The sequence below is a fragment of the Maribacter confluentis genome (assembly GCF_030505015.1).
GTDB classification, from domain to species: Bacteria; Bacteroidota; Bacteroidia; order Flavobacteriales; family Flavobacteriaceae; genus Maribacter; species Maribacter sedimenticola.
The window spans coordinates 1739558-1758115 of the sequence record NZ_JAUKUC010000001.1 but is presented as its reverse complement, the minus strand read 5'-3'; the positions used below and the strand labels follow the sequence as shown (position 1 = coordinate 1758115).

Below are 18558 nucleotides of genomic sequence, written 5' to 3'. Positions count from 1 at the left end.
GATAAAACCGTAAATTCAATCTACAATGTAAGATGTATGCATAAAATTAAATGGTTAGGCTTGGTTCTAGGTCCGCTATCCTTTATACTAATTATCTCCTTTTTTCATCCGGAAGGACTTTCTAAAGAAGCGAACGCCGTACTTGCATCTACATTATGGATAGCCATTTGGTGGATTACGGAGGTAATTCCCATAGCGGTCACCGCATTGTTGCCCTTGGTCTTGTTTCCACTGTCCGGTGGATTGGATTTGGCGGCTACATCCGGGTCATTTGGTCATAAATATGTATTTCTTTACATGGGTGGCTTTGTAATTGCCATTGCCATTGAAAAATGGAACCTGCATAGGCGTATTGCCCTCCATATCATTAATTTAATAGGTTCAGATGTTCGTAAGATAATTTTAGGGTTTATGGTGGCAACCGCATTTTTATCGATGTGGATTTCCAATACGGCCACTTCAGTAATGATGTTGCCCATAGGACTAGCTATTATAAAGCAATTAAGGGACAACCCAGATACTATAGAGGATGAAAACCAAATATTTGGCAAGGCATTGATGTTGGCCATTGCATATAGTGCCTCTATTGGAGGTTTGGCAACCTTGATCGGCACACCCCCTAATCTAGTATTGGCAGGTGTTGTATTAGATACCTACGGGTATGAAATAACATTTATGCAGTGGTTTATGTTTGGGCTGCCAATATCCGTATTGTTATTGTTCATATGCTGGAAATACTTGACCAGATTTGCTTTTTCGTTTAAGCAAAAATCATTTCCGGGGGGCAAACAGGAGATAAAACGTTTATTGTCCATTTTAGGTAAAATCAGTTATGAAGAAAAGATTATTGCCTTTGTGTTTGCATTAACGGCATTTTGCTGGATAACCCGCTCTTTTTTGTTACAGCGGATATTGCCAAATTTAGATGATACAATTATTGCTATATTTTTTGCTATTTTGTTATTTCTGATTCCGTCCAAAAAGAAGGGGCACCAATTGATTAATTGGGAGGAGGCGGTAAAAATGCCTTGGGGTATTATATTATTATTTGGCGGGGGTATGGCTTTGGCCAAAGGATTTGAAGTAAGTGGGCTGGCCGTCTTTATTGGCAACCAAATGACATCATTGGCAGGATTGCCTATATTTTTATTGATCGTGGTGCTCATTACCGCGGTAAATTTTTTAACCGAAATCACATCAAATTTGGCAACTACCGCTATGCTCTTACCTGTTTTGGCACCAATGGCCTTATCAATAGATGTGCATCCATTTATCCTTATGGTAGGTGCTGCGGTAGCAGCTTCCTGTGCTTTTATGTTACCGGTAGCCACGCCACCAAATGCTGTAGTTTTTGGATCGGGTTATTTAAGAATTCCTGATATGGTCAGCAAAGGATTTTTTATGAATATCATATCAATCATTATATTAACCTTTTTCGTATATTTTATACTCCCAGAATTATGGGACATTTCCATAGATAGTTTCCCCCTAAAAAATATTACTAAATGAAACTACTACTCATACCAGATAAGTTTAAAGGCTCCTTAACCAGTGAAGAAGTTTCAAAAGCCTTTATTGATGGAGTGCAAAAAGCAGGGGTGGATTTTACCTATAAATTCATAAAGGCATCTGATGGTGGCGATGGTTTTATGGATGCCGTAGCCAGTTATAAGCCCTGTATTTCCGTTGAGGTTGTCACTGAAAACCCCTTAGGAAAACCATTACGCTCCCATTACCTGTACAATAAAAAGGATAATGCTGCATATATTGAGCTGGCCAATGCTTCTGGGATGGAACTATTAAAGCCCGAAGAAAGAAATCCTATGTTGACCAGTACGTACGGTACCGGGCTACAGATAAAGGATGCCGTTCAAAAAGGAATTAAGAATATATACATAGGTCTAGGGGGCAGTGCTACCAATGATGGGGGTATGGGAATTGCCCGTGCATTGGGTTATGTGTTCCTGGATGCCAAAGGGAAAAAATTGCCGGCCATTGGCAATAGTTTAGAGCAGATTAGAAGTATAGATGACAGTTGGGTGGGTAATGATTTAAAAGAGGTATCCTTTTATGCTGTCAATGATGTCAGCAATCCGTTATTTGGCATTAAGGGTGCAGCTTATGTGTATGCAGGCCAAAAGGGGGCTACGGATGAAATTATAAAAGTACTTGACCAAGGATTGGAAAATTTGGATCGGGTAGTGGCGGAAACATACGGCCTTTTAAATGCCCATTTGCCAGGATCAGGTGCAGCAGGTGGAGCTGCATATGGTCTAAAAACCTTTCTTGGCGCAAATTTCTTAAGTGGTATTGATTTTATCCTTGGTCTGTCTGGAGTAGAAAAGTTGTTGGCGGCCAAGGCCTTTGATTTTATTGTTACTGGCGAGGGTAAAATAGATGATCAGACAATGAACGGTAAATTAATTCAGGGTGTAATGAGGCTTGGTGAAAAATACAATACTAGAGTAATAGCAATTTGTGGTAAGTTGGATATTTCCAAAAACCAATTAATGGACCATGGTATTTATGATGTATTTGAAATTCAAAACCCATCTAAGGATCTTGCGTATAATTTGCAAAATGCCAAGGAATTATTATCACAAAAAGCGAAAGAATTCTTTCTGTTAAGGCAGGAAAATAGCCCTTTGAAAAAGTGATGAAAATTGCTTATTTCTTAAAATTTTAAATAAAAATCACTAATTATTTATTCAAAATCAATATTTGATTCATATAATGCAATATTTTGAATAAATAATCTGTGAATATTTTTCCTTTTCTTCCAATCTTTCATAGAATTCGTATTTCGACGAGTATAAAGGCTAATTAAGCTCTGAATTTCAAGGGTTCATGTTTAAATTTTTTAGTTTTACGTGAACTAATTCTTTAAAACATGAAAAGCTCAGCAACAAATGCGAATACCATTTCTTTAAAACAATATGGGATTTTAAACGCCAATTTTCATTATCAAGAAGAGCCGGAACAACTTCAAAAGGCAACCATAGATAAAAATATGGGTGTCGAAACCAGTAATGGAACATTAGCGGTAAATACGGGAGAGTTTACGGGCAGGTCTCCCATGGACCGGTTCATCGTAAAAGATAATATTACGAAAGATAAGGTATGGTGGGGACCGGTTAATATTCCGTTTGAGAGTGAAAAATTTGATGCTTTATATGCTAAAGTCATTGATTATTTAAACGAAAAAGAGCTTTTTGTGCGTGACAGTTATGCGTGTGCAGATCAAGATTACAGGCTAAATATTAGGGTAATCAATGAATACCCTTGGTCCAATATGTTTGCATATAATATGTTTTTGAGACCAACTGCCTCTGAACTAGATGATTTTACACCGGAATGGACGGTTATAAATGCTCCGGGGTTTATGGCAGATGCAGCAACAGATGGAACTAGACAACATAACTTCGCTATTTTAAATTTTACTAGAAAAATCGCCTTGATAGGTGGGACAGGTTATACGGGTGAAATAAAGAAAGGAATTTTCTCGGCATTGAATTTTATTCTTCCCGTTTATAAGGAGACGTTGCCCATGCACTGTTCAGCGAATGTGGGTAAGGAGGGTGATACCGCTATATTTTTTGGATTATCGGGTACTGGAAAAACAACCTTGTCAACCGATCCCAACAGAAAATTAATTGGTGATGATGAACATGGATGGACCAGCAGAAATACCGTATTCAATTTTGAAGGTGGGTGTTATGCCAAGGTCATCAACCTTTCCCAAGAACAGGAGCCTGAAATTTTTGGGGCAATTAAACCAGGCGCTATACTTGAGAACGTGGTTTTGGATGAAAAGGGCAATGTGGATTTTACCGATACTTCCATAACGCAGAACACCAGGGTTAGTTATCCTATTCACCATATTGATAATATACAGTTGCCTTCTATTGGTAAAAACGTCAAAAATATATTCTTTTTAACAGCGGATGCTTTTGGGGTATTGCCTCCTATATCAAAACTTACCCCCAGCCAAGCTGCATACCATTTTATTTCTGGTTATACGGCCAAGGTTGCAGGTACTGAGGCCGGTGTGGTAGAACCGGTACCTTCTTTTTCTGCCTGTTTTGGTGCACCTTTTATGCCGTTGCACCCCACTAAGTATGCAGAAATGTTAAGTAAGAAAATGAAAGAGTCAGGAGTGGATGTTTGGTTGGTCAATACGGGGTGGACAGGAGGTCCTTACGGCGTTGGTACCCGAATGAAGTTAAAATATACGCGAGCAATGATTACGGCGGCACTAAATGGTGAGCTTGGTCTTTACTCGTATGATAAATACCACATACACTCTGTGTTTGGTGTTGCGCAACCTAGGGAATGTCCTGGTGTTCCTACTTCAGTTTTAAGTCCTAGGGCAACTTGGAACAATGATGAAAAATATTACACCACAGCATTTAAGCTTACCAATGCTTTTAGGGAAAACTTTAAAAAATATGAAAGTTATGCCAGTGAGGAGATACGGCGTGGAGGTCCACAACGATATGCTTTCTAAAATAAAAAGCCTTGCTAATGCAAGGCTTTTTATATGAATTCGATGGAAATTTTATTTATTTACGCTGGTAATATATTTCTGTAATGCCATTGTCATGGACGGTGTCTCAGGCGTTGGTGCCTTTATATCAATACGTAAACCTGCACCTGTAGCGGCCTCTACTGTAGAATTACCAAATACGGCGATTCTAGTATCCTTTTGGTCAAAATCAGGGAAGTTTTGAAGTAAGGATTCTATACCGGACGGACTAAAGAAAACCAGAATATCATAATAAACATTTCTAAGATCAGAAAGGTCGCTTATGACCGTTTTATAAAAAATAGCTCTTTTCCAATGTATACCTAATGATTCTAGAGTTTCCGGTACTTCTGGCTTTAGGGCATCAGAAGAGGGCAGAAGGAATTTTTCATCCTTATACTTTTTGATCAAGGGTACAAGATCTGTAAATAAACGCTTGCCTACGTAAATCTTTCGCTTTCTGTAAACTACATATTTTTGTAAATAATAGGCGACAGCTTCGGACTGGCAGAAATACTTCATGGAATCCGGAACCTTAAAACGCATTTCATCGGCAATTCTAAAAAAATGATCTACCGCATTTCTGCTGGTCAGTATCATTGCGGTAAAATCGTTTAAATCTATCTTTTGCTGACGCACATTTTTTGCATCTACCGCTTCTACATGAATGAATGGCCTAAAATCAACCTTTACTTTCTCCTTTTCAATAAGTTTGGAATAGGGAGAATTATCCATTTTCGGCTCTGGTTGAGAGACTAAAATCGTTTTTACTTTCATACGGTGCACTATTTAAGAAAGCTTCCCATTATAACTAAGGGTGCAATTTCGAGTGCGCAAAGGTACAAAATAAAATAGAAGAAATAGGAGCTAATAAAATTTTGATAATTCCTGAGTACTGTCAACCAGCCTATTATATTGATTGCTATAAATAAAATTGAGCCAATTATAATGATGATTTTATGATCTATTGCCACGTAGGTCAAAAATATATTGGCGATACATAGCACAATGCCGGAATAATTTAAGTAGGTCAATTTCTTGAATATCAATTCATTGAATGTTTTGTAGGAATTGAACACAAAGCCATTGGCCAATTGTACTACAGTCTTTAAGGTGATGAACAAAAAAATAACGACCAACAAAATGGGAAATAAGAAAGGGTTTTTTACGACCCCGGTATTTAAAAATTCGCGCCAAATAAAATAAATAAAAAGCGTAGTATTAATAATTTGAAAGAGACTTATTAGGATATGAAACCAATTGAACAGTTTTTCTTTCTTGGTGTATATGGTAATATACTTGTTGTTGAACGGCAGGATAATAAAATTGACAAAGCGTGTATAATCAAAACTTTTTGCGATCAGAACGCAGATAAAACTAGTGAACAACGTAATTGTAATCCAATCTGTCTGTAAAATTGTTCTGTTGATCGGTTCCATTAGTTTATGGGGATAGGTTTTCCATTCAATCCAAATAGTAGATTGTTTTCTGAAATGACGACCCTAAAATAACCAATGTTTTCATTTTTGGTTGTAGGCAGGCTAAATTTAAATTTTGTAGTGTCCTTTGCTTGCAATTGTGTGGTATTTGGGGTATTGGCAGTGGGTGTAATACCCAATGTCTGTATAGGGGTTTTATACGCATCCATATAAGTTATGCCAAACTTTAAATCTTGCAATGAAATGTTTTGTTCATAGGGATTGTAAACAGATAGTTCAATTGATTTTTCTGTAGTAAGTGTTAACTCTTGTTCTTCAACAATACACTCCACTTTTCTAAAAGACTGAAAATTAGGAATAAATATACCTTTATAAAGTCCGCCATCTTCTCTTTGGTAGGAAAATGAAAAGTCATTTAGGTATTTGGATATATAGGCCACATCTTTTCCCCGTACGTTGTCTTCAGAATTGTCTATACTATACTGATTTTTTCGGTACATATAGTTATTTAGTGAAAATGTGGGGCTACCATTTGTATAGAAGGAATACATGGGGGCATTTCGATAAGAATTTTCAAAGACCACGGGCCTGTTGCCTGCTTCCTTCTTAATGGCGGCTGCCCATTCGATGTTGCCATGACTTTCGTAATAAAAGTTAAATAAAAGAGGTTGATGTACAAGTCCTATTCTTAAATAGGCAATTAAGATAACATTGATTAATCCCAATCGAAATATCCATGTCAATGCCTGTTTGTTGTTCAACATATAATTAAACGCTATAACAACCATGGGAATGCAGATAATTATAATCCATTGGGTCTGTATTCTTCTGTTGAAGCTAGAGATAAAAAAGAACAGAATAACCCCATAAGTAAGATATATCAATGCCTTGTTGAACAAATTGGTGTTTTTGGTCTTTAAAAGGGCCTTATAGATAAAGGGAAATGTAAGGCCAAAAATGGCCACCAGGTTTACAAAAAAGCCCAATGTGTATTTCTCAAAGCTATACGCTCCGTTGGGCCTTTCGTACAAATGATATTTTATGGAAACAAAATCATTGTCGTACAACCAATAAAAATGGGGTGCATAACAACATAAAGCAATAAGTACTGCCAGCCAAGCATAGGGTTTGGTAATTAGTTTTATATTGGAAAGCAATACAAAAAAAATGACCAGTACAGCGTGGTATTTACTGTACATCAGTGCTGCCATAAATATGCCCAATAGTATGGCTAAGGGTAAGCTCTCATTTTTAATAAAATGCTTGTACGTCAATAAAAAACAACTGGTAAAAAAAAGTAGCGGAGTATCCGGCAAGGTAAAAAATCCGTAAGCGTTGAGTAGTGTCATGGAAAAGACCAAAACAAAGAAATGAACAATGTATTGGTTTTTTTTGGGGTTGTCTATCATTAACCATAGCAAAACAATGTTCAGTGCCGATAATAGGCAACTAACCAGTCTAACACCCAGTTCCCCATCAAAGAAATAACTACTTATTTTAATCATTAATGCCACCATTGGTGGGTGGTCAAAATATCCCCAAGCCATATTTTGGCTATAATACCAATAGTAGGCTTCGTCAAATATAAGCTGCGTAAAATTGGATTGTATAAGATTGAGTACAAATAGGACAGCGAGAAAAAAATAGAATTGCTTTGGAATTTTTGTTAACATTCGCATAGGATACTTGTGCGTAAAATTACAAATTTAAGGTCATGTGCCCGGTCTAAAAAAATCATAAAGGTAGCATTGCCCGTTTTAATACGACTATTAAAACCTTACTTTTGTGAAAATATATTGCTCAACATATGGCTAAAAGTCTTGTAATAATACCCACCTATAATGAAATTGAAAATGTTGAGGCCATCATTAGGGCGGTATTTGATTTGCAAAAAGATTTTCATGTGTTGATCGTTGATGATAATTCTCCCGATCAGACGGGAAAACGCGTTAAGGAGCTACAAGCAGAATTCTTGGGCAAACTATTTCTGGAAACTAGGTTAGAAAAATCAGGTTTGGGTACGGCATATATTCACGGTTTTAAATGGGCAATAAACAAGGGATATGATTACATATTTGAAATGGATGCCGATTTTTCCCATACCCCTTCAGATTTGATCAGGTTGCAAAGGGCATGTATGAACGGGGCGGATGTTGCTGTGGGTTCAAGGTATAAAAAAGGGGTCAACGTTGTAGATTGGCCACTGTATAGGGTGTTACTCTCTTACGGGGCGTCCTTTTACGTTAAATTGATCACTGGTATGCGGGTGCATGATCCCACGGCCGGTTTTGTATGTTATAAACGAGAGGTCTTGGAGGCTATAGATTTGGATTCTGTCCGTTTTGTTGGGTATGCCTTTCAAATAGAAATGAAATTCAGGGCCTACTTAAAAAAATTCAAGATAGAAGAAGTTTCCATAATTTTTAGAGATCGAGTTTTGGGCAAGTCCAAAATGAGCTCATCGATAATTAGTGAAGCTATTTGGGGGGTGTTTGTGATGAAAATGAGAAGTCTTTTTCTTAAAAATAAATTTTAATATGGGTAAAATACTTTTAAAAAATGGCATTACGGTAAATGAGGGTATCATTGCCGAAAATGACGTCCTGATCGAAAATGACATTATCATAAAGATTGCAAAAGATATTACCGATGCCAACGCAGAGGTGGTCAATGTACAGGGGTTGCATATTTTACCTGGTGTCATAGATGATCAGGTGCATTTTAGGGAGCCGGGTTTAACCCATAAGGGAACCATTGCTACAGAGAGTAGAGCGGCACTGGCAGGTGGTATCACTACTTATATGGAGCAGCCCAACACTATGCCACAGACCACCACCATAGAAAAGCTTGAGGAAAAATTTCAAATTGCGGCGAACTCATCTTTTGCCAATTATTCATTTTTATTTGGTGGTACAAATGATAATCTAGAGGAGTTAAAACGATTGGATAAAAATGCCTGTTCCGGAATTAAATTGTTTTTGGGGTCCTCTACAGGTAATATGTTGGTAGATGATGAAAAGGTTATAGAAAATATTTTCTGTAATACGGAAATGGTTATTTCTGCACATTGTGAGGATGAAACTACTATTAAAGAAAATCTGGCCAAGTACAAGGCAGAATTTGGGGATGATATCCCAATGAAATACCATCCTATTATTAGAAGTGAGGAAGCCTGTTACCTATCATCGTCCAGGGCCATTGCTTTGGCAAAGAAAACTAGTGCACGCTTACATGTTTTCCACTTATCCACCGGTAAGGAAACTGAGTTGTTCCGAAATGATATTCCGTTAGAGGAAAAGAAGATCACTGCAGAGGTATGCATTCATCATTTGTGGTTTTCCAATGAAGATTATCATGAAAAAGGGTCATTGATCAAATGGAATCCTGCAGTGAAAACGGCCAATGATCGTAATTTGTTATGGAAAGCACTTTTAGACGATAGATTGGATGTCATTGCTACCGATCATGCACCTCATTTATTGGAGGAAAAGGACAATGTGTATACCAAGGCACCTTCTGGCGGTCCTTTGGTACAACATGCGTTGCCCGCAATGCTGGAGAAGGTTTCACAAGGTGTTATTTCATTAGAAAAAGTTGTACAGAAAATGTGCCATAACCCAGCAATATTATTCCAGATAAAAAAACGTGGTTATATCCGTGAAGGGTATTACGCAGATTTGGTGGTTGCAAATTTAAATGATACCTGGAAGGTGACCAAGGATAATATAGCCTACAAATGTCAATGGTCTCCGTTTGAAGGGGTTGAGTTTTCATCAAAAGTGGTCCATACTTTTATTAACGGCCATTTAGGGTATAGCAACGGAAAGTTTTCAGAAATGAGGAATGCCAAAAGATTAACCTATAATAGGCCATGAAAAAATACCTAGGAATAGTTTTATTGATGCTGGTTTTTGTATCCTGTGCCGAAAGTTTAATAGAAAAGCCAGATAATTTAATACCTAAGGAAAAAATGGTATTGATCCTTAAGGACATGGCCATAGTAAATGCGGCAAAGGGAACCAATTTAGGGAAGTTAAAGGATAATGGAATTGAACCTACGGTGTTTATTTTTGAAAAGTATGAAATAGATAGCGCACAGTTTGTGGATAGTGACCGTTATTACGCTTCGTTACCATTGGTTTATGAATCGCTCTATAAACAGGTAGAGACTAGTTTGGAACAACAACGGGAACAGGTGGAAACCGCAAAAAAAGTAAAGGACAGTTTAAATTTGTTGAAAAACGCACCTAAAAAGAAGGAAGCTGTTGATAAGTAGAACTTATTCTGCATGTTCCTTCATGAAAATTCTGGAGGAAAATGTAATTGAATTTTCCAAGGGTTCAAATGTATAATCCAACGTTTTAATAATTTTAGAACTATCAAAAGTGGTAGGGTGCAATAGTCCGTGTATAGTGCTGTGGGTTATGGTTCTAGGCTTTCCTGTTAGTAAATGTCTTAAACGGTCCAGATATTTACCTATTTGAAGTTGCCAAGGCTGCAATTTCTTATAAGGAGCCTTTTTGTTCATTGCTCTTGAAATCATTTCCAATACTTCCTTATAAGTGTTATTGGAAGTTACTACAATATATCGTTCGCCGTGAATATCTGTATTCATTAGCCGAACCATAATAGCGGTCACATCTACAACCGCAACAAATCCTGAACCACCTGGTGGATAATATGAATAATTTTTATGGGCGGTTTTAAAAAACGAACCACTACCATTTTCCCAATAGCCAGGTCCAAGGATAACACCGGGATTTATGATTACAACTTGTATTTGTTCCTGAGCACCGCGCCACACTTCCATTTCCGCCAAATGTTTGGTAATGGCGTAAGGGTTGGCAAATTGTCGGTTAAATTCCGTTTCTTCATCTGCTGCCAAGCTGGTGGAGGTCCTTCCTATAGTTCCAATAGTACTTACATAACAAAGTTTTTGTACGTTTTTGGCAATGCACATGTTAACGATATTGGCAGTACCTTCTCTATTGACACGGTCCAATATGTTAAAATCGGAAGGACTAAAGGAAATTAATGCCGCACAGTGATAAACATGGGTAACGTTTTGGAACGCGTCATCTAGGGAAGGTATATCCAAAATATCCCCTTGTACCCAATCTATTTTATTATACAGGGCCGTAACGTTGGTGGTGTAGTAGGAAAAGGTCTTTTTGACCTGTTCCAGTTTTTCCACTGATCTATAAATTGCACGTACAGGTACATTTTGCATAGCCAATTTCAATAGCAAATGCGATCCAACAAGACCTGTACCTCCCGTTACTAAAACCATATTTCAAAGTTAGGGAATACAAGCCGATAAATTCATGCTTTGTTCTACTGTGTACTGGCAAGAATTCCATTTATATTTGCATTTCAATTAAAATTTAGAATACGATGACAACAAATTTTGTCAAGGAGTTACAATGGCGTGGAATGTTGCATGATGCAATGCCGGGAACAGAAGAACATCTTATGGAAGGAATGCAGGCTGCATACGTTGGTATTGATCCAACCGCAGATTCGTTGCATATTGGTCATTTGGTCGGTGTCATGATGTTGCGCCACTTTCAATTGGCGGGCCACAAGCCCTATGCATTGATAGGAGGGGCCACAGGAATGATCGGTGATCCATCGGGAAAATCTGCCGAGCGTAATTTGCTTGATGAAAAAACTTTGCGTCATAACGAAAATGCGCTTAAGGAACAATTGTCTCGTTTTTTGGATTTTTCGGTAGGTGGAGATAATGCGGCGGTCTTGGTCAACAATTACGACTGGATGAAGAATTTTTCTTTTTTAGAGTTCATAAGGGATGTAGGCAAGCATATTACCGTTAACTACATGATGTCCAAGGATTCGGTTAAAAAAAGGTTGTCCGCGGAAGCCAAGGAGGGCATGTCCTTTACGGAATTTACCTACCAATTGGTACAAGGTTATGATTTTCTTCACCTATATCGTGAGCATTACTGTAGCCTTCAAATGGGTGGTAGTGATCAATGGGGCAATATAACTACGGGAACGGAACTGATTAGAAGAATAGCCGGTGGAAAGGGCTATGCGCTTACATGTCCGCTGATCACCAAAGCAGATGGCACAAAATTCGGTAAGACAGAAGGGGGAAATATTTGGTTGGATGCAGAGCGTACTTCACCGTATAAATTTTATCAATATTGGTTGAATACCTCAGATACCGATGCGGAAAAATATATAAAGATTTTTACCTTCCTGGGCCAACAGGAAATTGAAGCATTGATAGAGAAACATCAAGAAGCCCCCCATTTACGATTACTGCAGAAACGTTTGGCAGATGAGGTCACCGTTATGGTTCATTCACAGGACGATTTGGACAATGCCGTTCGCGCCAGTGAAATATTGTTTGGAAGATCTACTGGGTCCGATTTAAAAGGCTTGAACGAAAAAACGTTTTTGGAAATTTTTGAAGGGGTCCCCCAAGCGGAACTTTCAAAATCCGAGCTGACTGATGGTTTGGATATGATCGGTGCCTTGTCCGCAAAAACCAGTTTCTTGGGATCCAACGGGGAAGCAAGGAGAGAACTGAAACAAAATTCCATTTCGGTAAATAAAGAGAAAGTAAAGGAAGATTATCTCATTACGCCCAATGACTTGATCAATAATAAGTTTGTACTCTTGCAAAGAGGTAAAAAAAATTATTTTGTACTGGTATTCAATGATTAGCAAATAGTTCTTTTTTATATCGTATATGTATCCCCTTAATTTTTAAAATAATTAAGGGGATACTTCGTTATAAAGGATAAAACCCCTGAACTATGATCAAAAAATATATCTCAATTATATGTCTACTCGCTCTTTTTTCTTCTTGTGATAAACTAGACGAATTAACAAAATTTGATATGGAATATAGCCAGCGCGCTACCATACCTTCTTCTGCGGGTATAGATTTACCTTTTGATGTATTTACCCGGAGACCGAAACAAACTCAGAATCTAAATTTGCGGTAAACGATACCAGAAAAGACCTTATTGAGGAAATCGTATTGACAGAATTGGAAATGGTCATTCTTTCTCCCGATGATTCTGATTTTAGTTTTTTAAATTCCATTGAGGTATTCATTTCTGCAGAAGGCTTGGAAGAAATACAAATTGCTTACTTGAACGAAGTTCCGGAAAACGCCGGTAATACCATTAGCTTATTGACTTCTGATGCCGATTTAAAGGAATATATAAAAAAAGACGAGTTTTCCTTACGTCTTAATACGGTTACAGATGAATTAATGAGTACCGATCACGAGCTGGAAGTCAATTCTACCTTTTTTGTGGATGCTAAGATTTTAGGATTATAATTTATTGGCGAATTTTACGCAACGTTTTTGTTTTAAGGCATCTACTTAATAGGTTAAAACTGTCATCATATGGGAAAATTTGCTGCTTTTACATTAGTATTGTTACTATTGATTTCATGTTCCAGTGAGGATGACTTTGGGTTGGAATCAACACAATTTGTTTTCTCTGAGCAAAAATGGGAGCTGGTCAAAATGACGGAAAGTTGGGCAAATACTGAAACTACTGGTAGTGATATGGCATGGCAAGAGTACTATATATTTACCCCAGAAGGTACTTTTTTGAAATCGCGTACGGTTGATGAAGTCAATACTATAGCCGAGGGAACTTTTGAGGTTATGGAGTTTGAAGATGATGATGCACATTATTTGGAACTTACCTTTACTACAGGAAATGTTCTTGCGGCAAATTGTACAGGTGATGATAAGGAACTGTTAATGTATAGAACTTCCAGTATGATTTCCAGTTTATGGATGGCTTGTGATGGTCCAGGTCTTGATTATGTGCTGAGTAAGAATTAAAGCACCATTAAGTTGCAGCCTCTTATATCAGAGTTGTCAAATCTGCCAATTACTTCAAAAGAGCCATCATTGTTGACTTTTCCAAGGTCTTGGGTAGCAATAAAGGAACAAGAATTTATGTTGGCCAGGTCAATAATATTGATGCCACCGTTTTTTCCTATTTTTTGATAGCTTAACGGATCTTCAGTATCACGAATCAGTACCTGCATCCAAGGAGGGCAATGGAATATACCTTCACCTTTAGAATACGCCTGTGACAATAACTCCGTCATGCCATATTCGGAATGAATTTCAGATACTCCAAAACCACCTTTTAATAAATGATGCAACTCTTGGCGAACAAGCTCCTTACGTCTGCCTTTCATACCACCGGTTTCCATAATAATGGTATTTTGGAGTGATAACTGATATTTTTCCGTAAACTCCAAAAGAGCAAAAGAAACACCAATGATAAGTAGCTTGGTATTGGTTTTTTGCAGTTCTAAAATCAACTGGTGCAAACAATCATATTCATTCAGGAAAAAACCACTTTTTGGGTGTTGGGATTTTGTGATCAGGTCCTCAACCATATAAATTAGCGAAGAGCCTGTGCGCTCTAAATACGATGGCAAGAGAGCCAGTACACAATAGTCCTCAATAGCGCCGTAAAAATGCGTAAAAGCCTTTAAATAACTATGTTCATATACTTGTAGGTGGGTAACAAAATGTTTGCTTGTTTGGCTGCCCGTTGTACCGCTACTGGTAAAAATAATTTCTTCGTGGCCGGTAGAACTTACTACTTTTTTAGATTTGAAAAATTCTATGGGTAAAAACGGAATCTGTTCCAATTTCGTCACGGTACCTGTATCAACGCCCAAATGATTACAAAAGGAACGGTATATAACGTTATTGTGGTATTGAAATGAAAATATGCGCAGGGCGTGGGCTAAAAAATCCTCGCGGTTGCGTATAGTAAATATAGAATTTTGCTCCATGGAATATATCCGCTTAAAGCAAAGGTACTGAACCAATTTATTTTATTGGTTCGTTGGGGGCATATTGTAAGGGGCGTTATTTAACGATCAACTTTCGGGTAATGGTTTTTTGGTCCTCGGTAACCTGAACAACATAGACACCGGCAGAAAGTCTGGAAATGTTCAAGGCCTTGGTGTGCAATCTATCCGTAAGCACCAATTCACCGAAAACGTCATAGATTCTAACTTCCTTTAAATTGTTTTTTTCTGTAGTTACGTAGACCACATCTGCTATTACAGGATTTGGATAGAGTTTAAATCCAGCAATTTCGTCATTGTGTAATTGATTTATATCAATGGTTTCTTGGGCGTAAACACCAAAGGAAAGTACCATAAATAGCAAAAAGTAGATTTTCTTCATTTTAATTGATTTGGGATCAACAATATAAAGGTACTTATATGCTAAACTATGGGTTTGAAAATGTTGTGAAAGCTAAGATTATGTAGGTCAATTAGATACGGAATGTCCTTTATCGGAATTTTATGTATTTAATCGATTGTAGTAATTGGGGTATGGCTTAATAAATAGAGATAGTTTACCTATTTATTTTACGATCAGTTTTCTGGTGGCCATTTTATCTTTTTCAAAAACACGCAACACATATACACCGGCATCAAGGTCGGAAAGATTAAGTTCTTTTCCCAATATGGTTGTTTTTAACAATACCGTTCCAAAAACATCGTAGATAAAAATTTCCTTGGGAGCATTTAGGTCGGTTGAAATAAAAACTTTACCTGTAGTAACCGGATTTGGGTACATGCTAAAACCATCAATATCCCCATTGCTTTGGGTACTTTGCCCATAGCTGAAGGATACAAATAGGAAAAAGATAACGAGGTAAAGATGCTTCATACGCATTTACATACAAAATGTATACCACAAATATAGGAATATTGATTCCTGAATGTCAAGGGACTAGCACGTTTCTTTTAATTTTTTCGATGAAATGCAAAAAAGCCCGCAATTTGCGGGCTTATTATTAAAAAATAAGAGAAGAATTAATCGTCAAGATCAAAATAATCTACTAACTGATTAAAATCTCTAAAATCAATAGTTCCTGCAGGAATATCTCTAGTTTTGGAAATATTTAAGCCTATAATCGTTAGGCTTTTAAGTTCAAAACTTGAATCAAAATAATCGGTTCCTTCGGCATTTTCAATATAAATGGTATAGTTTATTTCCTCAAGATTGCTCCCCCCTTCATAATATATGCGATAGTCTCTATCTAAATCGATATATGTTAAAGGTGTCATTTCATTTGAACTGGGGTCTTTAAAAAACAATGATATTGAGTGAATTTCGTTAAAATCGATTTCCAGATCAAAGTCTTTTAGTCTCATTGTAAATTGCAATGAGTCTTTTATGATTTGTGTTCCTAAAGGAATTAAAAAGGCATTATCATTAGAAATCGGTGTTAATATTTCATCAGATGTTGACTCGTCTATATTTTCTTCTTTTGAGCAAGACGATATAATTAAAAAAGAAAATAAGACACAAAATAGAATAGATTTACGGCGTTCCATAGTACAAAACTTAAATTTATTTAATAAAAGCTATTATATGTTTCTATTAAAATTAATTTTAAAAATCTATGAATCAGTTAATTAGATATTAATTAATTGTAAATAAATAAGCCCGCAATTTGCGGGCTTATTATTAAAAAATATGCGATAATTTAGTTTCCAGTTGCCCAAGCGAAAATAGCCACATCAACAGCAGTACCGTTAAAAACATCATCATCTACGGTAGTAAGAGCTGTACCGTCTACGATGACATTCTCTAATGGTCCGTTGTCTTTCATGTCAACATTGGTATCATAACCAGAAAGACTAACGTTTGTTAGCGTAGCTCCAGAAGTAGCTTTGAATTGTAAAGCTGTACCACCAACTGTAGAAACAGCAGTGAAATTTATTAACTTAGGATTTCCGTTTGCTTTATCGGCTTCAACAGCAGTAGAGAAACCTTCTTGATTATGCAAAACGTAAGCCGTAGTTACGGTTCCGTTCCAACCTTCTGTCCAGTCAATAGAATCATCTTGGTTGTTTTCGAAGTATAAGTTTGAAGCAGAAACTGTACCGCCAAAGAACTCAACACCATCATCTTCACCATCGATCATTGCAACGTTGTCAATAGTAGTTTCAGAACCTACAGCATACAGAGTAAGACCGTTATACTGAGACTCGGCATTAATCTGGGCACCTGCATTTTTTATGATCAAGTAGCTTATAGAACCTGAATTATCTGTATCATTAGTGCCACCGTATTTGAAATCGCCTACTTCAGCAGTAGCATCAATACCTTCTGTAGTAGTGGCATCTCCTAAAATCACCAATCCGCCCCAATCGCCAGGATTATCGTTCGTAGAGGTCATTACAACAGGATCGGCTTCTGTTCCTTCTATAACAATTTTACCTCCTCTTTGAACAACGATGTAAGTTTCGGTTTCATCACCTGACTCCACTTGAGCACTAATGGTGGTACCTGCAGGAATAGTAAGTGTTGCACCATCTTCAACGCTATAGTTTTTAGACAATAAGTAGTTGATGTTAGCATCTAAGGTAAGGTCACTGGTCAAGTTCCCTGTTAAAATACTGCTTCCAACAGTGGTATCTGTATTTACCCAATCAAAAATAGCGATATCTACAGTTGCATTGGCATTATAGCTATTTTCTGGGTCGCCAGCTACACCATCTATGATTACGTTGGCCAAAGGACCATTGTCCTTCATGTCTATTGAAGTAGCATATCCACTTAAAGAAAGTCCGGTAATTGTTGCCCCGGAAGTTGCTTTAAATTGCAAAGCGGTACCACCTACCGTTGAAACTGCCGTAAAGTTTATTAGCTTAGGATTTCCGTTTGCTTTATCGGCTTCAACCGCAGTTGAAAACCCTTCTTTTGTATGCAGTACATACGCATTGGTAACGGTTCCGTTCCAACCTTCTGTCCAATCGATAGAATCGTCTTGGTTGTTTTCAAAATATAAGTTGGTAGCAGAAACTGTTCCGCCAAAAAACTCAACACCATCATCGTCCCCATCGATCATAGCTACGTTATCTATAGTAGTTTCAGAACCTACTGCGTAAAGTGTAAGTCCGTTGTACTGCGATTCCGCATTAATTTGCGCACCGGCATGTTTTATGATCAAGTAACTAATGGATCCGGAATTATCGGCATCGTTAGACCCCCCGTATTTAAAGTTGCCAACTTCTGCTGTTGCGTCAACACCTTCAGTAGTAGTAGCGTCTCCTAATAAGACCAAACCACCCCATTGACCGGCTTCTCCACCTGTAGATTGCATAATCACGGGAGCCGCGGCAGTACCTTGGATATCTATTTCCCCACCTCTTTGAACAACGATATACGTTTCGGTTTCATCACCGGACTCCACCGTTGCATTGATTACCGTACCTGCAGGGATAATTAATTTACCACCGGCTTCAATACTGTAGTTTTTCTCTAAAGTGTAGGTTTTAGAAGCATCCAGCGTTCTTTCTTCGGATAATTGTCCGGTTAAAGTAGTGCTTTCTTCTGGGTTGGTATCTTCGCAAGCAGTACAAGAACCACCACAGTCAACCCCTGTTTCATCACCGTTTTTTATACCATCGGTACAAGTTGGTGTTACTGCATCTGGACCATCGTCCGGATCGTTGTCATCATTGCTACAGCTCACAAATGTCATTGCTGCCATTAGGACAAAAACTTTTACAAAATTTCTCGTTTTCAATTTCATAATAAAAATCGTT

Annotated in this window: 18 protein-coding genes; 9 read left to right on the top strand and 9 right to left on the bottom strand. The window is 37.5% G+C overall.

Going from position 1 to position 18558, the window contains the following annotated elements:
• Nucleotides 1–36: 36 nt before the first annotated feature.
• From Q2T41_RS07700 to pckA, 3 genes are all read left to right on the top strand, one after another.
• The gene (locus Q2T41_RS07700) at nucleotides 37–1509 is read left to right on the top strand and encodes an SLC13 family permease (protein ID WP_304435606.1); all 1473 of its coding nucleotides are present in this window, start codon (nucleotides 37–39) and stop codon (nucleotides 1507–1509) included.
• Complete coding sequence (locus tag Q2T41_RS07695) at nucleotides 1506–2657, top strand: glycerate kinase (protein WP_089260860.1); 1152 nt, start codon at nucleotides 1506–1508, stop codon at nucleotides 2655–2657. Before Q2T41_RS07700 ends, Q2T41_RS07695 begins: the two co-directional genes overlap by 4 nt.
• Nucleotides 2658–2890: 233 nt before the next feature.
• On the top strand, nucleotides 2891–4507 hold the full coding sequence (gene pckA / locus Q2T41_RS07690; RefSeq protein WP_304435605.1) for a phosphoenolpyruvate carboxykinase (ATP): 1617 nt from the start codon (nucleotides 2891–2893) through the stop codon (nucleotides 4505–4507).
• Nucleotides 4508–4558: 51 nt separating this feature from the next.
• On the opposite strand, the gene Q2T41_RS07685 is transcribed toward pckA, so the two are convergent.
• The 3 genes from Q2T41_RS07685 to Q2T41_RS07675 are packed head-to-tail and all read right to left on the bottom strand — an operon-like array spanning nucleotide 4559 to nucleotide 7643.
• On the bottom strand, nucleotides 4559–5302 hold the full coding sequence (locus Q2T41_RS07685) for a uroporphyrinogen-III synthase (RefSeq protein WP_089260858.1): 744 nt from the start codon (nucleotides 5300–5302) through the stop codon (nucleotides 4559–4561).
• Between the two features lie 8 nt (nucleotides 5303–5310).
• Nucleotides 5311–5964, bottom strand: a complete 654-nt coding sequence (locus Q2T41_RS07680) for a DUF4271 domain-containing protein (protein WP_304435604.1) — start codon at nucleotides 5962–5964, stop codon at nucleotides 5311–5313.
• Nucleotides 5964–7643 (bottom strand): ArnT family glycosyltransferase, encoded by a 1680-nt coding sequence (locus Q2T41_RS07675; protein ID WP_304435603.1) that lies wholly within the window; start codon nucleotides 7641–7643, stop codon nucleotides 5964–5966. The genes Q2T41_RS07680 and Q2T41_RS07675 overlap by 1 nt, the downstream gene beginning before the upstream one ends.
• Before the next feature lie 128 nt (nucleotides 7644–7771).
• On the opposite strand from Q2T41_RS07675, the gene Q2T41_RS07670 reads away from it, so the two are divergent.
• Genes Q2T41_RS07670 through Q2T41_RS07660 form a run of 3 tightly spaced genes read left to right on the top strand, consistent with a single transcriptional unit; the run spans nucleotide 7772 to nucleotide 10240 of the window.
• Entirely contained in the window at nucleotides 7772–8500 is a 729-nt protein-coding gene (locus Q2T41_RS07670; RefSeq protein ID WP_304435602.1) for a polyprenol monophosphomannose synthase, read from the top strand.
• A 1-nt stretch (nucleotide 8501) separates the two neighbouring features.
• Nucleotides 8502–9839, top strand: a complete 1338-nt coding sequence (locus tag Q2T41_RS07665) for a dihydroorotase (protein WP_304435601.1) — start codon at nucleotides 8502–8504, stop codon at nucleotides 9837–9839.
• Complete coding sequence (locus Q2T41_RS07660; protein ID WP_304435600.1) at nucleotides 9836–10240, top strand: DUF4296 domain-containing protein; 405 nt, start codon at nucleotides 9836–9838, stop codon at nucleotides 10238–10240. Before Q2T41_RS07665 ends, Q2T41_RS07660 begins: the two co-directional genes overlap by 4 nt.
• 3 nt (nucleotides 10241–10243) lie before the next feature.
• On the opposite strand, the gene Q2T41_RS07655 is transcribed toward Q2T41_RS07660, so the two are convergent.
• Entirely contained in the window at nucleotides 10244–11254 is a 1011-nt protein-coding gene (locus tag Q2T41_RS07655) for an NAD-dependent epimerase/dehydratase family protein (RefSeq protein ID WP_304435599.1), read from the bottom strand.
• A 104-nt stretch (nucleotides 11255–11358) separates the two neighbouring features.
• Here Q2T41_RS07655 and tyrS point away from each other — a divergent pair, with 104 nt between their 5' ends.
• The 3 genes from tyrS (at nucleotide 11359) to Q2T41_RS07640 (ending at nucleotide 13801) form a co-directional block, all read left to right on the top strand.
• Complete coding sequence (gene tyrS / locus Q2T41_RS07650; protein ID WP_304435598.1) at nucleotides 11359–12657, top strand: tyrosine--tRNA ligase; 1299 nt, start codon at nucleotides 11359–11361, stop codon at nucleotides 12655–12657.
• Between the two features lie 319 nt (nucleotides 12658–12976).
• Nucleotides 12977–13282: a hypothetical protein gene (locus Q2T41_RS07645; protein WP_304435597.1), complete on the top strand. Its 306-nt coding sequence runs from the start codon at nucleotides 12977–12979 to the stop codon at nucleotides 13280–13282.
• Nucleotides 13283–13351: 69 nt separating this feature from the next.
• Complete coding sequence (locus tag Q2T41_RS07640) at nucleotides 13352–13801, top strand: hypothetical protein (protein ID WP_144802849.1); 450 nt, start codon at nucleotides 13352–13354, stop codon at nucleotides 13799–13801.
• Here the strand turns inward: Q2T41_RS07640 and Q2T41_RS07635 are convergent.
• From Q2T41_RS07635 to Q2T41_RS07615, 5 genes are all read right to left on the bottom strand, one after another.
• Nucleotides 13798–14775, bottom strand: a complete 978-nt coding sequence (locus Q2T41_RS07635) for a LuxE/PaaK family acyltransferase (RefSeq protein WP_304435596.1) — start codon at nucleotides 14773–14775, stop codon at nucleotides 13798–13800. The genes Q2T41_RS07640 and Q2T41_RS07635 overlap by 4 nt on opposite strands.
• Nucleotides 14776–14851: 76 nt before the next feature.
• A complete protein-coding gene (locus tag Q2T41_RS07630) occupies nucleotides 14852–15175 on the bottom strand; it encodes a T9SS type A sorting domain-containing protein (RefSeq protein WP_304435595.1) in 324 nt (107 codons plus the stop codon).
• Between the two features lie 183 nt (nucleotides 15176–15358).
• Entirely contained in the window at nucleotides 15359–15667 is a 309-nt protein-coding gene (locus tag Q2T41_RS07625) for a T9SS type A sorting domain-containing protein (RefSeq protein WP_089261254.1), read from the bottom strand.
• Between the two features lie 146 nt (nucleotides 15668–15813).
• Nucleotides 15814–16155 (bottom strand): hypothetical protein, encoded by a 342-nt coding sequence (locus Q2T41_RS07620; protein ID WP_304435594.1) that lies wholly within the window; start codon nucleotides 16153–16155, stop codon nucleotides 15814–15816.
• A gap of 335 nt (nucleotides 16156–16490) precedes the next feature.
• Nucleotides 16491–18545, bottom strand: a complete 2055-nt coding sequence (locus Q2T41_RS07615; RefSeq protein ID WP_304435593.1) for a beta-helix domain-containing protein — start codon at nucleotides 18543–18545, stop codon at nucleotides 16491–16493.
• Between the last annotated feature and the right edge of the window lie 13 nt (nucleotides 18546–18558).

Bases quoted from the DNA above. Each gene is read 5' to 3' on its own strand.
- Q2T41_RS07700 (WP_304435606.1), top strand. From the start codon at position 37: ATGCATAAAATTAAATGGTTAGGCTTGGTTCTAGGTCCGCTATCCTTT.
- Q2T41_RS07695 (WP_089260860.1), top strand. From the start codon at position 1,506: ATGAAACTACTACTCATACCAGATAAGTTTAAAGGCTCCTTAACCAGT.
- pckA (WP_304435605.1), top strand. From the start codon at position 2,891: ATGAAAAGCTCAGCAACAAATGCGAATACCATTTCTTTAAAACAATAT.
- Q2T41_RS07685 (WP_089260858.1), bottom strand. From the start codon at position 5,302: ATGAAAGTAAAAACGATTTTAGTCTCTCAACCAGAGCCGAAAATGGAT.
- Q2T41_RS07680 (WP_304435604.1), bottom strand. From the start codon at position 5,964: ATGGAACCGATCAACAGAACAATTTTACAGACAGATTGGATTACAATT.
- Q2T41_RS07675 (WP_304435603.1), bottom strand. From the start codon at position 7,643: ATGCGAATGTTAACAAAAATTCCAAAGCAATTCTATTTTTTTCTCGCT.
- Q2T41_RS07670 (WP_304435602.1), top strand. From the start codon at position 7,772: ATGGCTAAAAGTCTTGTAATAATACCCACCTATAATGAAATTGAAAAT.
- Q2T41_RS07665 (WP_304435601.1), top strand. From the start codon at position 8,502: ATGGGTAAAATACTTTTAAAAAATGGCATTACGGTAAATGAGGGTATC.
- Q2T41_RS07660 (WP_304435600.1), top strand. From the start codon at position 9,836: ATGAAAAAATACCTAGGAATAGTTTTATTGATGCTGGTTTTTGTATCC.
- Q2T41_RS07655 (WP_304435599.1), bottom strand. From the start codon at position 11,254: ATGGTTTTAGTAACGGGAGGTACAGGTCTTGTTGGATCGCATTTGCTA.
- tyrS (WP_304435598.1), top strand. From the start codon at position 11,359: ATGACAACAAATTTTGTCAAGGAGTTACAATGGCGTGGAATGTTGCAT.
- Q2T41_RS07640 (WP_144802849.1), top strand. From the start codon at position 13,352: ATGGGAAAATTTGCTGCTTTTACATTAGTATTGTTACTATTGATTTCA.
- Q2T41_RS07635 (WP_304435596.1), bottom strand. From the start codon at position 14,775: ATGGAGCAAAATTCTATATTTACTATACGCAACCGCGAGGATTTTTTA.
- Q2T41_RS07630 (WP_304435595.1), bottom strand. From the start codon at position 15,175: ATGAAGAAAATCTACTTTTTGCTATTTATGGTACTTTCCTTTGGTGTT.
- Q2T41_RS07625 (WP_089261254.1), bottom strand. From the start codon at position 15,667: ATGAAGCATCTTTACCTCGTTATCTTTTTCCTATTTGTATCCTTCAGC.
- Q2T41_RS07620 (WP_304435594.1), bottom strand. From the start codon at position 16,155: ATGAGACTAAAAGACTTTGATCTGGAAATCGATTTTAACGAAATTCAC.
- Q2T41_RS07615 (WP_304435593.1), bottom strand. From the start codon at position 18,545: ATGAAATTGAAAACGAGAAATTTTGTAAAAGTTTTTGTCCTAATGGCA.